Below are 14,897 nucleotides of genomic sequence, written 5' to 3' on the forward strand. Positions count from 1 at the left end.
CCATGAATGAAAGGAGGGTTTGTTTTTACAGAAGGCCGCTTTGATTTCATCTTGCCAATTGTTACATTGCAAATTGCGTCCCCATAATCTACATCTGATGAAGCGAATTGTTTGGCCATCGGTTTTCCTGATGCTACTGGTCCTCTCTGCTTTGCCCGTTTGGTCACAAACAGTTGGCGCCAAACGCTACTGGGTGTATTTCACCGGGAAGACAAACAGCGGTTACTCGCTTGATAGGCCCCAGGAGTTTTTGTCGGAAAAAGCCATTGCCAGACGTGAAAGGCAAGGTATCCCCATTACCGAAGACGACTTGCCCGTTTCCCAAAGCCAGGTAGATGCCCTGATTCAGGCCGGTGCAAAAGTGATTCACCGTTCCAGGTGGTTCAATGCCGTGAGCGTGGAAGTTCAGAATCCTGTCGTGTTACAGAAGATATCCTCCTTTTCCTTCGTGCAGGCCACCTCGGCGGTTCACACGTATAAATGTGAAAATGACGAACGGCTCGGAGATCTTTCCGAAGTATCTTCACTGAAGACACATGAGGCTGCAGCCAGCCAGGCGGTTTATGATTATGGACTGGCCTATCATCAAACCTATATGCTGGGTGGCGACTACATGCATGCCAAAGGTTTTCACGGAGAAGGCATGCTGATCGCGGTGATCGATGCAGGGTTCTGGGAAGTGGGTACGCGCGTGGCTTTTGACAGCCTGCGCATGAACGGGCATTTGATGGGAACAAGGGATTTTGTGGATGGAGGTACCTCCGTGTACGAAGACCACACCCATGGTATGCAGGTACTCTCCGTGATGGCAGGGAACCTGCCCGGGGCATTGGTGGGAACCGCTCCCGAGGCCAATTACTGGTTGTTGCGCGCAGAAGATTCGGGAAGTGAGAAAGTCATGGAAGAAGACAATTGGGTGGTGGCTGCTGAATTCGCCGATAGTGTGGGTGCGGATATCATTCATTCATCCATCGGCTATACGACGTTTGACGATGCCACCGAAGATCATTCATATGCGGACCTGGACGGAAAAACTACGGTGGTAACCAAGGGCGCGGAGAAAGCATCGTCCAAGGGCATCCTTGTGGTAAACAGTGCCGGAAACAAAGGCTCAAGCCCGTGGAAATACGTTGCAGTTCCTGCAGACGGTGCAGATGTATTGGCCGTGGGAGCTGTGGATCAGTTCAAGATATGGGCTTACTTCAGTTCGAAAGGACCCACCTATGACGGGCGCATTAAGCCGAATGTGGTGGCGCAGGGATTGTCGACCATCATCGCTTCCGTGGCGCCTGATGCGAGTCCGAGTCCAAGGATTCAGACCGGAAGCGGAACCTCTTTTTCAGCTCCGCTGGTGAGCGGATTGGCAGCATGCCTGTGGCAGGCGCATCCCAATGCCACCAACAAACAACTCATTCGTGCGATTGAGCAAAGCGGCGACCAGTATTTTGCGCCGGATACGTTGAAAGGATATGGTATTCCCAACTTCGCGGTTGCAAGTATGATCCTGGATGGAATGACCAGGGACAATTTCGACAACGACCAGTTGATTCAGGCGTACCCCAATCCGTTTGGGGATGAACTGCACTTCTACTTTTATTCGGCCGTGAATCAGACCGTCCTTATCGAGTTGTTCAACGCCATGGGGCAAAGGTTGTTCAACGACGAGAAACGGTTCGTTAGCAATACCTACAACATGGTGGAGGTGGAGGGGTTCCCGCCTTTGCCTCAGGGTGTCTATATGCTGAGTGTTTCCACACCCATCCGCACATTTACCCTCCCTGTTTTTTCAAAGGGGATCAAATAACCTTAAAGTCGAGTAAATTCTGATCGCCCAGGTATGCCTGAAGGCGATCGCCTTTCTGTACCGGTCCTACACCCTCCGGTGTGCCGGTAAAGATCAGGTCTCCCTTTTTCAGTGTTACAAAGCGGGATACATAAGAGATCAGTTCGTCAAAGGTAAACAGCAAATCTTTCGTGTTGCCTTTCTGAACGGTTCTGTCATTGACGTCCAGGTGAAAGGAAATGTTCCCGAGGTTTTTGAACGTATCCTTGGGCAGGAATGTGTCCGACAGCGGAGCGGCGCCGTCGAAGGCCTTGGCTTTTTCCCAGGGAAGTCCCTTTTTCTTAAGTTCCGCCTGCACATCCCGTGCGGTGAAATCAATGCCTATACCGATCTCGTCGTAATATTTGTGAGCGAATCGTGTGGCGATGTTTTTTCCAACGCGGTTGATGCGCAGGACCAGTTCAACTTCGTGATGTATGTCCTGGCTGAAGTCGGGGTAGAAGAAGGGCCTGTTTTTTCTAATGAGGCAGGTCTCCGGTTTCATGAAGAATACGGGTTCCGTCGGAACTTCACTCTTCATCTCTTTGGCATGCTCGGCGTAATTCCGGCCGATGGCAATGATTTTCATGATAGGGGAACGGGTGCTACCTCCGTTTTTTCGGAGGAGGGGAGAGCGGGCCATTCGGTGTGGGAGCCGGTTCGGGTGCGCCTCCGATGATAAAATTCCTTTCGATCAGGTCCTTAAAGTCGCCTTTACCCTTGACTTCAAAATCTTCTGTAAACTTGTCGAGACTCTCCAGATCAAATTCGGCATGCCATTTTCCGGGAGGGAGAATGATGAGGTACTTTCCGTCTTCCGGTTTGATTTTGTATACACCGAACAACAGTTTGGAGTCTGCATCATAAATATTGATAATCCCTTCCTTGCCGCTGGAGGTGGAATCGGCATTGAGAACGAAGCCCTTGATCACGCTGTAGCGTGGATCCACATCTTCAATGGTGAGCCTGTAGATATCCAGGTCACCAGAACCTTCCTTGTGTCCGCGGGCCATATAGGCATAACGCCCGGTTTGGTCAAATGAGATGGTGGTCTCGTCTGCTGTCGTGTTCAAAGGGAATCCCAGGTTCTGGGGATCCTGGAAATCGGTTCCTTCGGATTGCCACTCAGTTTTGAAGATGTCGTAGCCTCCCATGCTCTTCGGTCCGTTGGAAGCAAAATACAGTGTTTGCTGGTCGGGAGAGAAGGCGGGATATTCTTCATCCATAGGGGTGTTGATCTTTGGCCCCAGGTTGATGGGTTTGCCCCACTGGCCGGTGGGTAGCATTTTACACATGTAGAGGTCCATGCCGCCCTGGCCGCCGTCCCTGTTGGACGAAAACACGAGTACCTGTTCATCATTGGTAACAGTGGCGCTGGATTCGTAGGCGGAGCCATTGACGTTATCTTTGTCCAGTGTTTCTGCTCTCTGGTAACCACGCCCGCGTTTGCTGGCGTACCATATATCACCGTAGCCGTTGAAGTTGTCGATGCAAATGAACAGGTATTGGCCATCTGCCGACATGCCGGCGGTTTCTTCATTCAGTTCCGTGTTGATCATGGATCCGATGCTACGACCTCGTCGCCATTCACCGTTTGATTTCGCCGTGGCAATAAATACGTCCGAAGGGTACTCATCATCGAAATCCAACAGATCGCCCATGTTCTTTTTACTTCTGCTGGTATAGATCAATGTTTCTTCATCCGGTGAGATGTATGGGTTGTATTCGGGGTTGGCTGTATTGATATCACTTCCCAGGTTTTCGAACTTGACCCGGATGGGATTTTGGATGGCTATTTTTGCCACATGGCAATTCTGGATGGTGGTTTCTACAATGCGGGTTTCGTTCGGCTTACCCACCACCGTCTTCTTATACATCTCCAGATACTTGATGGCATCTTCGAACTGATGGGCATGCATATAGGCCACGCCCAGGTAATACGGCGTGTCTTCTTCGTGCTTGGGGTTGTCCATCGCCGTTTTCAGGAATGAAATGGCGAGTGTTTTGTCAATGTAGGTTTGCAGGTAACAGATCCCCAGTCTGTAATTGTATTCCAGGTTGGCACCGTCATCTTTGAGCAATGCCACATATTCAGGGATCGCATCCCGATAGTTTTCGATCTCGAAATTACTTTTTGCTTCCCGTTTACTTCCTTCTACAACCGGTTGTTGCCTCGCGGACGTAGGCCTTCTGGTCTGTGCAGACACAGCCCCGTAGCAGGTAAACGTACACAAAAAGATGAAGATGTTGAGTGTTATCCTTCCGTCAAATCCCATCGCGCCAGCATTCTGTGCTCGCTCTAAGGTAATTATTTTTTAATTACCAGCTAACTATAGTGTGATTTTTACTTCAATGCGTCTGTTCTTCTGACGCCCTTTGGGGTTGTCAGATCCGTCGGGGAGGATGTTCGGTGCAATGGGCTTGTATTCACCGTATCCTACTGCATTGATACGCCCGGCATCAATCCCTTTGGAGACAAGGTAATCTTTGACTGCATTGGCACGGCTTTGCGACAGCCGCAGGTTGAAATCGTCGTCACCCTGGTCATCGGTGTGTGCCCGGAATTCTATCTTCGTTTTGGGGCTGTTTTTCATGAAGGTATATAACTTATTCAATTCGATCTTCGACGGTTCCTGGAGTGTGGCCCTGTTGTAATCGAATTCGATGTTGGGCAGAATGATGACTTGATCTGCCAACGAGTCTGCCATGACGGCAAGCAGCTCATCAGGTGTGAAGAAATCGGAAAGACCAATGCCGTTTTCCGTTGATTTGTCGGCGGCTGGCTTGGATCCGTCGTTCACCACCTTGGCGTCTTCACTCAATATTTTGTCGATCTTGATGAGTGTGTTGATGTAGGCCGAATACATATTGTCTTTCTTGAGGTATTCGGCATATTCCGGATCAACGGTCAATTGCTTCTCTATATAGGAATAGGCATTGTCGTACTGTGTGTCAATGTCGAAGAGGGCATTGTACATGGTGGAGTTGTCTTCTCCCAGATGAATTTCCTGGTACATCTGGTGGTATTCGAATTCGGCGGGTACGAAAATGTCCTGGTTATAGGGTTTGTACCCTTCCGCTTCCACCAGCAGGTTGTATTCTTCACCGGGCGACAATACCAACAGGTATTTACCATGGTCTGAACTGGCGGTGTCTTCATTGGATGAGTAGTAACCTACCACAACACCGGTGGAGGTATTGGTAACGGTGATCTTAGCGCCGATCGGACTTTTGGCTGCGCCGGCCAGCACGATACCCCTCACTTCCGTAACCGGGATATCTTCTTTTTCCATTTTCACCTGGTAAATGTCGAAGCTACCGAGGCCATCCTCTCTGTCGGAGGTGAATACACCCATATGACCGGTTGGGTCAACGGTGAAGAACACGTCGTCACTGGATGAATTGATGGGATACCCGATGTTCTTGGGAGCGGTCCAGTCGCCCTTTTCATAGGAGGATGCGAAGATGTCGAATCCGCCCATGGAGCTGTGTCCTTTGGATGAAAAGAAGAGTGTTTTACCGTCGTCGCTGAGGTATGGACTTTCTTCATCGTAAGACGTATTGATGGTGGGCCCCAGGTTTATTAGCGGACTCCATGATCCGTCGGCCTGCAGTACCGATTCGTAGATGTCTTTTCCTCCGTATCCGCCTTTGCGGTTGCTTACGATGAAGATGTGATCCTGTCCGGGTGATATGGCAATGCTCGTTTCCTGTCCTTTCTTGGTGTTGAATTTCTGGCTGAGTCGTTTTTGCTCGCCCCAGTCGCGACCGGCTTTTTGCGAGTACCATAGATCATTGTCGCGGTACAGGAATAGTTTCAGGTTGTCTTTGGAGATACCAATCACGGCATCATGGTCGGTGGTGTTGATGTGGGTGGAAGCTTTCTTGGCTTTGTCAAATGTAATCATGCCGTTGCCTACCGAAATGGAAGCCTGGTAGATGTCTTCATTGTTCAGCATCCGTTGGTACGTTTCATCAAACGCTTTTTCTCCGAAGTTGCCTGTACGGCGGCTGGTGAAGTACATCATGGTCTGGTCGGAAGAGAGCACGGCTCCGTAGTCGAGTTCCGGGCTGTTGATGTTCTCTCCGGCATTGGTGATGGTGGCCCTGACAGCTGATTTGCTGAAGATCTTGGCGTGGTTGCACGATTCAATCCTGCGGTTCACTTCCTGCTGGAGACTGAGGCCCTTCTTGGTACTCTTAAGGTTGTTCTTGAAAGAATTGTAAGCTTCTATGGCCTCATCATACCTTCCAGCAATCTGGTAGCACTGACCGAGGTAGTAATACATGTCCGGTGTGCTGTTCTCATCAACCCTGAAATCCCTGGCTTTCTCAAGGTAAGGGATGGCTCTGGATTTTCTGTCGCCGGTGAGAAAGAGCATCGCGCCCATTTCAAAATTGTAGACCGGGTTGTCGGGCGCTTTTTGCAGCAGTTTGTTGTAGTAGATTTCTGCGCTGGCAAAGTCGCCGTAGGCCATCATTTCCTGGGCGGATTCAAGGAGCTCTTTTTCGCTGGTTTGTGCAAAGAGAAGTTGGGTGAGCAATACAAATGGAAGGAGAAGCAGGATGCGTTGGTGTGTAATCATGCCCGGGATCGTTTTGGGGTTGGAACGATGCTATTTTACCCCGCATCCGGAAAAAGGTTTCGAAAAAAAGGGAGCCCGTATCGGACTCCCTTGCAGGACTTTACTTCTTCTCAGGTTTGAGTTTGTCCGGGACCTCAATTTGGTCGATCACGTCCACTTCTCCCTCGGTACTGAGTACCTTCAATTCGATCCTTCTGTTGAGCGCCCGACCTTCCGGGTTGTCTGATCCGTCTGGATTTTCGTTGCGGGCAATCGGTTGTGATTCTCCGAATCCTTTTGCTGTCATGCGTTCCTTGGCAATGCCTTTGCCGATCACATAGTTCATCACTGATTCTGCGCGGGCCTGAGAGAGTTTCATGTTATATGATTCACTGCCCTTGGAGTCGGTGTGCCCCAGGATACCTACCGCCAGGTTTTCGTTGATGTCAAGCAGGCGGTAAAGTTTATCAAGCTCGAGTTTCGATTCCTGTGTGAGCTTGTCGCTGTTGTACTCAAAGAAGATGTTGTTCAGCACAATCTTTTCACCCACGATGATCGGTTCGAGCGTAATGGCGGTGTTGATTTCGTTGTAAGCACTTCCTTCCGGAATGTCGAGGTTCTGAGAGTGGAACATGAAGCCTTGTGCTTCAAACGACAGGTCGTAATTGGTTCCTGCGGGCAGGATCAAAAGGAATTTACCCGTTTTGGAGTTGGGTTTGTAAATACCCACAACCTCATTGGTTTCCACATCGGTCAACACGATCTGTCCGTCCGAGGGAACCGTTCCGTAAGTGGTTTTAACCAATCCCTTCACAACGGTCAGTTGTTTTTCCTCCGTGGTGGCCAGGCTGATCAGGTAAAGGTCTTTTTCTCCCAGGCCGCTGTTTTTGTTGGCGGAAGAATAATAGGCGCGTTTGCCGTCAGGTGATGTGGTATAAAATACATCGTCATCGGTGGTATTGATGGGGTATCCGATGTTGACAGGTTCCGACCAGGTGTCTTCTTCTTCATCATGAACGGAAGAGAAAACATCGAAACCACCCATGGTTTTATGTCCTTGCGAGCTGAAGTACAGGGTTACTCCGTCCGGGTGGATGAAAGGGCCTTCTTCGTCGTAAGGTGTGTTGATGGTAGCACCCAGGTTGGTAGCCAGGCTCCAGTCGCCTGTAGGGAGCTTCTTGGCGCGGTAGATGTCTTTTCCGCCGAATCCACCGGGCCGGTTGCTGGTGAAGTAAAGGGTGTTCCCGTCTGCAGAGAGTACCGCGTGACTTTCCTGGTAGGGAGAGTTGATGGTGAATCCAAGTTTTTCGGGTGTAGTCCATACATCGCCTTCCAGGTGGCTGACATAAATGTTGCCATCTCCCATGTCATCTTTGTAAATGAACAGTTGTTGTCCGTCCACCGATAGACCGATGGTGGCTTCATGGCCGGGGGTGTTGATGTTGCTGCCGATGCTCAGGGGCTTTGACCATTCACCGTTTTCCTTGAAAGAAATGAGGATGTCTTCAAAGTACTCGCCGCTCGGGGTCAGTTCACCGCCGGTGCTGTTGTCTCTTCTGGAAGTGAAGATGAGGGTAGACTCATCAGCCGATAACACGGGCGCATATTCCGGAAAGGGTGAATTCACATTGATGCCCAAAGATGTGATGGTGATGTTTACAGGGTTTGCCATCAGTTCTTTGGCGGTGTTGCATTCCTCTATTTTCTTGGCCACTTGCTTTTTGATATCGAGCTTGTCATCCGCCACGATCGTGTTGAATTTCTCAAAATAATACAGTGCGCTGTCGATCTGGTTGGAAAGGTGGAAGGCCCGGGCGAGGTGGTACATGGCATCGTCCGGTGCTTTGGTCTCCTTGAAATATTCCTCTTTGTAGCTGGAAGTGGTGTGGTTGATGGCATACCTGAAGTGGGGAATGGCCAGGCTTTTGTTTGATTGGCTCTCCAGGTAGCAGATACCCACCAGGTAGTGAACATTCGCGTTTTCAGGGTCTGTTTCGAGGATTTGCTCCAGCAATGGCAGGGCTTTCTGGTAGTTTTCGTCACTCAGGTACGCCTGGGCTTTTTCGAACGATTTCCGGTTGTCTCCGTCACCTCCTGCCTTTGCGTTTGCGGTTTGCACGCAAACAAGCGCACACATTGCAGCGATTCGAAACACATGTTGAAATGGAATGTTCATAGGATTCCCTTCTTATTCTGGGTTGATTTTTAATTCTTCCGGTACTTCGTCTTTTTTTACAACATCAAACTCGTTTTCGCCCCCAATGATAATGATTTCAATCCTTCGGTTGAGGGCCCTTCCTTTTTCGTTGTCACTTCCGTCCGCGTTCGTGTTTTTTGCGATCGGCTGGGATGAACCAAAACCTTTCGCACGGATCCTGGCTGCAAAGATGCCTTTTTTTACCAGGTATTTCTTCACCGACTCGGTTCTTTTTTGTGAAAGTTCCAGGTTGTATTTTTCATTCCCCTTGTTATCCGTATGTCCCTGAACCGAGATAACCAGCTTGGTGTTGGTGGTTAGGAAATCGTAGAGTTTGTCCAGTTCCTTCTCGGAGTCTTTGGTCAGTTTGGCGCTGTTGTACTCGAAATATATGTTTCGCAATTCCAGTTTGTCGCGCACCACAAGGTTGTTGAGCTTGATGGGTTTGTTCAGTTCCTTGTAGGTGGATTTGGGAGGAACGAACAGGTTTTCGCTGTGCGTCATGTACCCTTGTGCTTCGAACGATACCGTGTAGTTCTTTCCCGGAGGCAGGATCAGCAGGTATTTGCCGGATTTTTTGTTGGGCGTGTATTCTCCTAGTACTTCCTTTGATTCAAGGTCCCTCACCGTGATTTTCGCATCTTCGGGTATCCTGCCTGATTCACCGATTTGCACCGTTCCCTTCATCACCGTGAGGCCTGTTTCTTCATGACTGGCGAACTGGATCATGTAAATATCACGGTCGCCATACCCTTCCTCGGTGGCGGAAGAGTAATAAGCGCGTTTGCCGTCGGCTGTCATCACGAAGAAAAGATCATCTGCTGTTGTGTTGATGGGGTATCCGATGTTTTTTGGTTTTCCCCATGATTGTGTCACTTCGTCCCATGATGAGGAAAAGATGTCAAACCCGCCCATGCTGCTTTCGCTTTCCGAGCTAAAGTACAGGGTCACTCCATCCGGGTGAATGAAAGGGCCGTCCTCATCATATTGTGTATTCACCTTAGGACCGAGGTTTTGGGCCATGCTCCATTCGCCGGTGGGAAGTTTCTGTACCATGTATATGTCAAGACCACCGAAACCACCGGGGCGGTCGCTTGCGAAGAAAAGGCGGTTCCCGTCCGGCGTCATGGAGGCATGAGTCTCCAGGTAAGATGTGTTAACGGTAGGGCCGAGCTTTTCCGGTGCAGACCATTGATCGCCGTTGAGTTTGCTCACATAGATGTTGCCGTCCCCGTTGTCATCTTTATAAATGAACAGTTCCTGTCCATCGGCGGAAAGGCTGATGGTGGCTTCATTTCCACTTGTATTGATGTTGGTACCTATGCTTACCGGCTGGGTCCATTTGCCATTTTCTTTGTTGGAGATGTAGATGTCCTCATAAAAATACCCGTCGTCCGTCAGGTAGCCACCGGTGCTTCCCTCCCGGCAGGAGGTGAAGATCAACACGTCTTCGCCTACGGATAGAACGGGTCCGTATTCAGGAAACGATGTGTTGATGGTGGACCCCAGGTTTGTGATGTCGATCTTCACGGGGTTTGCCATCAATTGTTTTGCGTTCTGGCACATCTTCACTTGCCGGGCCACTTCGGGGAGCAGGTGGGGTACCTTTTCTTCGATCAGGGGTTTGAACTTGTCGTAGTAATACAGCGCGCTGTCAATCTGATTGCCCAGGTGGAAAGCTTGTGCCACATAATAGAAGGCGTCATCAGGTGCGTTGGTTTCCTTGAAACTGTTGACATGGTATTTCGGCGTGGTATGCAGGATCGCTTTTTTGAAGTAGGGGATGGCCTTGCCTTGGTCGGATGGGGAATGCAGGTAACACATGCCCACCTTGTAGTTGAAGTTGGCGTTCTCCGGATCGGTCTTGATCAACCTCAGGTAGTAGGGTAGTGCCTGCTGGAAATCCAGGTACTCAATGTACGATTCGGCTTTGTCGAAGAGTGCTTTCGGATCTTCATCCTGGGCCAATGCCATGAACGGGAGGCAAAGAACCGTGGCTATATATCGGAAGGATCGGAGTGATGTATGTTTCATTTGATGTATGTGAACCACAAATACCCGGTCAACTCCCTGGTGATCCTTCTCGCCGGGCTGTAATTGTTAAATTTCCCGATTCATATCAAATTGCTCCAGGTAATCGGCTACGCGACGTACGAAGCTTCCGCCCAGTGCGCCGTCTACCACCCGGTGGTCATAAGAATGGGAGAGGAACATCATGTGGCGGATACCAATGGTGTCTCCCGACGGTGTTTCTATCACCACCGGTTTTTTCTTGATGATACCGGTTGCCATGATGGCTACCTGGGGTTGGTTGATGATGGGGGTTCCCAGCACGTTTCCGAAGGTGCCCACATTGGTGAGCGTGTACGTGCCTCCCTGGATCTCATCGGGTTGAAGCTTGTTGATACGTGCGCGGTTGGCCAGGTCATTCACCGCTTTGGTAAGTCCCAGCAGGTTCATGCGGTCCGCATTTTTGATCACCGGTACAATGAGGTTGCCCGAAGGCAGTGCCGCGGCCATACCGATGTTGATGTTCTTTTTAACGATGATGCGCTGGCCGTCCACCGATATGTTGATCAACGGAAAGTCCTTGATGGCTTTCACCAGGGCTTCGATGAAGATCGGGGTGAAGGTCAGCTTTTCACCTTCTTTTTTCTCAAAATGTTTTTTCATTTTCTCGCGCCACAACACGATGTTGGTCACATCCGCTTCCACACACGAGGTTACGTGCGGTGATGTATGCTTGGACATCACCATATGGTCGGCGATGAGCTTGCGCATCCGATCCATTTCAATCACTTCGTCGTCGCCGCTTACCGAAACAGCAGGTGCCTGGGCGGGAGCCGCAGGTTTGGCTGCCGGAGCAGGTGGTGCAGCGGGGGCTGTTTCAACATGTGATGCGCTGCCATTGGCAGTAGGTTGTACCCTTCCTCTTTTCCGTACCGGCAGATAGGCGAGCAGGTCTTTTTTGGTTACCCGGCCGTTCACGCCGGTTCCTTCCAGGGCATCCAACTCATCAATCCCAATGCCTTCCAGTCGCGCGATGTTTCTCACCAGGGGTGAGTAAAAGCGGTCGCCTGAACGGGCGGGTGTGGCAGCATGACTGACGTGGGATGTTTCCGCAACAGCAGGCGTTTCCATTGTCTGAGCTGCCGGAGCCGGTTGTGCCGGTACTTCATCGGCCGGTGCTTGTGCGGCAGCAGGTGAGGGCTGACTTGCGGCTGATTCACTGCCTATCACAGCAATGGGTTTGCCTACCTGCACCACATCACCTTCCTTGAAAAGTTTTTTGCTTAAAACACCTTCGTAGGGAGAAGGTATTTCCGAATCTACTTTGTCCGTTGCTATTTCCAGAAGCGGTTCATCCAATTCCACCATTTCCCCTTCTTCTTTCAACCACTTGGTGATGGTGGCTTCCGCTACACTTTCGCCCATCTTGGGCATGAGAACTTCTACATTTGCCATAACACTACATTCATTGAAAATATGGTACATGCAAAAATAACCGATTATTTCGGAATACCAACCCTGTTTTCATTGCCTACAGGCCGTGACAATGAGCTCATTAAGTCGCAAGTCTCCCACCTACGCCAAAGCTTCGGCGGGCAAGCAAGTCCAAAGTCCCCTGATAGATATCCATCGGTCGGATGCCCATTTTCAAATTGGCACATCCACACATTAACTATTGTCGTCCCAGGTATGCAAATCCTTTCAGCATGATTGCCAGGTCGTGGGAAACACTGTAATCACGTGCGTACAGCATGTTCAGTTCCTGCAGGGTTTGGGGTTGAAGCGATTTCTCCCGTAAGGCATCGGAAGGAGTGAGGATGCCCGGTCTCAGCCTGGGCAGGTTGCCGGCGTCACCAGCGTTTGGATGGTAGCCCACCCATGTTTTTTTACCGGTTAGTACCTGGAAAATGTTCTTCAGGTAGCCGCGCGGACCTTTCACCATGAACCAGGTGAAAGGAGTCAGTGCAAGCAGCACAATGGCGGATGCCACATCAGCGAAACGTTTGTTGCGGCGGTTGAACACCTGTGCGAGCGAGTTGACGTCGATCACGTACAGATCCGTAGGCGCTTCGATCGATTGGCTGCCGATGATGAAGAGCGCTTCCGGCGGTGCGATGCGGAACTGCACGTCCATACCGTCCAGTGCAGACATGGTGTCGATGATGTGATGGGCGGTCAGGTCCTGGGAGCAGAAGATGACCTCGTCTGCTTTATAAATGATTGCCAGTTCACGCAGTTGCTGGATGGAGCCGAGGTAATTCAGTCCAGATGTATCCCTGGTATTTTCGTCCGGGAGTACAAAACCCAGGATATGCACACGGGAGGGGGTTTGTTCCAGGAGTCCTCTCACGCGCCTGGCTTCCGTTTCATTGCCGATCACCAGCACCTGGCGGGGCCTGTCTTCATCCAGGCTCCATCCGCTTCCTTTGAACAGCGACCGGATCAGGAACACGCCGAAAACCACGGCGAATGCCCATGCGGATCCAATCAGGATCATGGCCCTGGATACCTGGTATTGTTTGTCGAGCAGCGCATACAATGCGAGGATGGCAAGTGTGCCGGAGGCGATGCCCCTCACAATCCGGATGGCCCTGGCGGGTTTCCTGTAAGCCCCGTTGAGGGCCAGAGACAAAATCCATATCAGCGTATAGGCTGGCAGCATGATGTTGCCAAAGAAGTCGGGATAACTGCCGCCTTCGGGAAATTGTACATGTGATGCGTAGTACGGTGCCATCAGGGCAAGGCCCGACCAGATAAGCAGCCCGTCGGCAAGCGGGCGTAGGGCGGCTTTCACCAGCCGTGTGACGATGGCGGTGAAGGCGCGCAGGTAAATGGCGGTATGAATGAGTGTGCTGAACACCCGCGCGTTCTTCTGGGAGAAATGTTTCCTGGCGAAGATGATCATCGCCTTGTAAAACACCAGCACATAATTCACACTGCTCTTTTTCGTGCTTTCCCCTTTGTAGTGAATGATACGCGTCTCGGGCAGGTAGTAGTTTTTATACCCGGCTTTGATCAGGCGATACGACAGGTCAATGTCTTCCCCGTACATGAAGAACGACTCATCCAGCAGGCCGGTTTTGTCCAGCGCTTCCTTGCGCAGCATCATATAGGCTCCCGCCAGGATCTCTACCTTGTGGGTTTTGTTCTCGTCCAGGTGACCCAGGTGGTAACGTGAGAAGATGGCTGATTTCGGGAACAGGGTCGACAGGCCGAAAATCTTGTAAAACGCAACCGAAGGGGTGGGCAGACTGCGTTTCGACTCCCGCAGGAACTTGCCATTGCCATCCACCATCTTCACGCCCAGTCCGCCCGCATCGGGGTGGGCGTCCATGAAGCTGACGGATTTGGAAAGGGTGTCTTCCTCCAGCACCGTATCGGGGTTCAGGAGGAGGATGTATTCGCCTGAGGATTCACGGATTGCCTGGTTGTTGGCGCGACTGAACCCCACGTTCTGTTTGTTGTTGATGCATTTCACCCACGGAAAACGCTCGCGTACCATGGCCATGGATCCGTCTACGCTGTTGTTGTCCACCACCCATACTTCCACGTCGAGTCCGGCTGCGGCTTTTTGCACAGACATCAGGCATTGTTCCAGGAAGAACTTAACGTTGTAGTTGACGATGATGACGGAGAGTTTCATGGCGGATATGCTATCTTCCTATGAGGTCTTCGTAAGGTATGCGGTGCGACAGTGAGCGTCCGAGCGTGGTCTCGTCGGCAAACTCCAGGTCGTCGCCGATGGAAACGCCACGGGCCAGTGTGGATACGCGAACGCCGTGATCTTTGAGTCGTTTGTAAAGGTAGAAATTGGTGGTATCTCCTTCCATCGTGGTGCTGAGTGCCATGATGATCTCCGACACTTCGCCCTTCGCCGCTTTTTCCACCAGGTCTTCGATATTCAGGTCGGCCGGACCGATACCATCCATGGGTGAGATGATGCCGCCCAGCACGTGATAGCGTCCTTTGAACTGGCGGGTGTTTTCGATGGCCAGCACATCACGCAGGTTTTCCACCACGCAGATGGTGTGACCGTCGCGCATGGGGTCTTTGCAGATGTGGCACAGTTCGCCGTCGGACATGTTGTGGCAGGAGCGGCAGTACTTGACTCCATGGCGCAGGTTCAGCACAGCCTGTCCGAAGGCTTCCATTTCCTCCGCATCCTGACGCAGCAGATGCAGCACCATACGGATGGCCGATTTCTTGCCGATGCCCGGGAGCTTGCTGAAAGCCAGCACTGCTTCTTCGAAAAGATAAGATGATTGATTCTCCAATGTGTCCGGTCGCTAGTTGGGCAAAAATA

9 protein-coding genes are annotated in these 14,897 nt (G+C 51.0%); 1 reads left to right on the top strand and 8 read right to left on the bottom strand.

What is annotated here, in order from left to right; translation table 11 throughout:
- Positions 1 to 97: 97 nt before the first annotated feature.
- Positions 98 to 1,804, top strand: coding sequence for a S8 family serine peptidase (locus H6585_04735; GenBank protein MCB9447634.1), 1,707 nt, complete (start codon positions 98 to 100; stop codon positions 1,802 to 1,804).
- On the opposite strand, the gene H6585_04740 is transcribed toward H6585_04735, so the two are convergent.
- The 8 genes from H6585_04740 to recR all read right to left on the bottom strand — a co-directional run bounded on the left by H6585_04740 (position 1,797) and on the right by recR (position 14,868).
- The gene (locus tag H6585_04740) at positions 1,797 to 2,411 is read right to left on the bottom strand and encodes a fumarylacetoacetate hydrolase family protein (protein ID MCB9447635.1); all 615 of its coding nucleotides are present in this window, start codon (positions 2,409 to 2,411) and stop codon (positions 1,797 to 1,799) included. The two genes, H6585_04735 and H6585_04740, sit on opposite strands and share 8 nt — an antisense overlap.
- A 16-nt stretch (positions 2,412 to 2,427) precedes the next feature.
- Positions 2,428 to 3,909, bottom strand: coding sequence for a PD40 domain-containing protein (locus H6585_04745; protein ID MCB9447636.1), 1,482 nt, complete (start codon positions 3,907 to 3,909; stop codon positions 2,428 to 2,430).
- A 243-nt stretch (positions 3,910 to 4,152) separates the two neighbouring features.
- The gene (locus tag H6585_04750) at positions 4,153 to 6,408 is read right to left on the bottom strand and encodes an OmpA family protein (GenBank protein ID MCB9447637.1); all 2,256 of its coding nucleotides are present in this window, start codon (positions 6,406 to 6,408) and stop codon (positions 4,153 to 4,155) included.
- 100 nt (positions 6,409 to 6,508) lie between these two features.
- Entirely contained in the window at positions 6,509 to 8,563 is a 2,055-nt protein-coding gene (locus H6585_04755; protein ID MCB9447638.1) for a PD40 domain-containing protein, read from the bottom strand.
- 12 nt (positions 8,564 to 8,575) lie between these two features.
- Positions 8,576 to 10,618, bottom strand: a complete 2,043-nt coding sequence (locus H6585_04760) for an OmpA family protein (GenBank protein MCB9447639.1) — start codon at positions 10,616 to 10,618, stop codon at positions 8,576 to 8,578.
- A gap of 66 nt (positions 10,619 to 10,684) precedes the next feature.
- The gene (locus H6585_04765) at positions 10,685 to 12,049 is read right to left on the bottom strand and encodes a 2-oxo acid dehydrogenase subunit E2 (protein MCB9447640.1); all 1,365 of its coding nucleotides are present in this window, start codon (positions 12,047 to 12,049) and stop codon (positions 10,685 to 10,687) included.
- A gap of 217 nt (positions 12,050 to 12,266) precedes the next feature.
- Complete coding sequence (locus H6585_04770) at positions 12,267 to 14,246, bottom strand: glycosyltransferase (protein ID MCB9447641.1); 1,980 nt, start codon at positions 14,244 to 14,246, stop codon at positions 12,267 to 12,269.
- A gap of 1 nt (position 14,247) precedes the next feature.
- On the bottom strand, positions 14,248 to 14,868 hold the full coding sequence (gene recR / locus H6585_04775; protein ID MCB9447642.1) for a recombination protein RecR: 621 nt from the start codon (positions 14,866 to 14,868) through the stop codon (positions 14,248 to 14,250).
- Positions 14,869 to 14,897 lie beyond the last annotated feature (29 nt).

Source organism: Flavobacteriales bacterium, assembly GCA_020635855.1.
Classification (GTDB): domain Bacteria; phylum Bacteroidota; class Bacteroidia; order JACJYZ01; family JACJYZ01; genus JACJYZ01.

Excerpts from the sequence above, each read along its gene's own strand:
- H6585_04760 (MCB9447639.1), bottom strand. The coding sequence starts at position 10,618 with ATGAAACATACATCACTCCGATCCTTCCGATATATAGCCACGGTTCTT.
- H6585_04755 (MCB9447638.1), bottom strand. The coding sequence starts at position 8,563 with ATGAACATTCCATTTCAACATGTGTTTCGAATCGCTGCAATGTGTGCG.
- H6585_04750 (MCB9447637.1), bottom strand. The coding sequence starts at position 6,408 with ATGATTACACACCAACGCATCCTGCTTCTCCTTCCATTTGTATTGCTC.
- H6585_04740 (MCB9447635.1), bottom strand. The coding sequence starts at position 2,411 with ATGAAAATCATTGCCATCGGCCGGAATTACGCCGAGCATGCCAAAGAG.
- H6585_04765 (MCB9447640.1), bottom strand. The coding sequence starts at position 12,049 with ATGGCAAATGTAGAAGTTCTCATGCCCAAGATGGGCGAAAGTGTAGCG.
- H6585_04735 (MCB9447634.1), top strand. The coding sequence starts at position 98 with ATGAAGCGAATTGTTTGGCCATCGGTTTTCCTGATGCTACTGGTCCTC.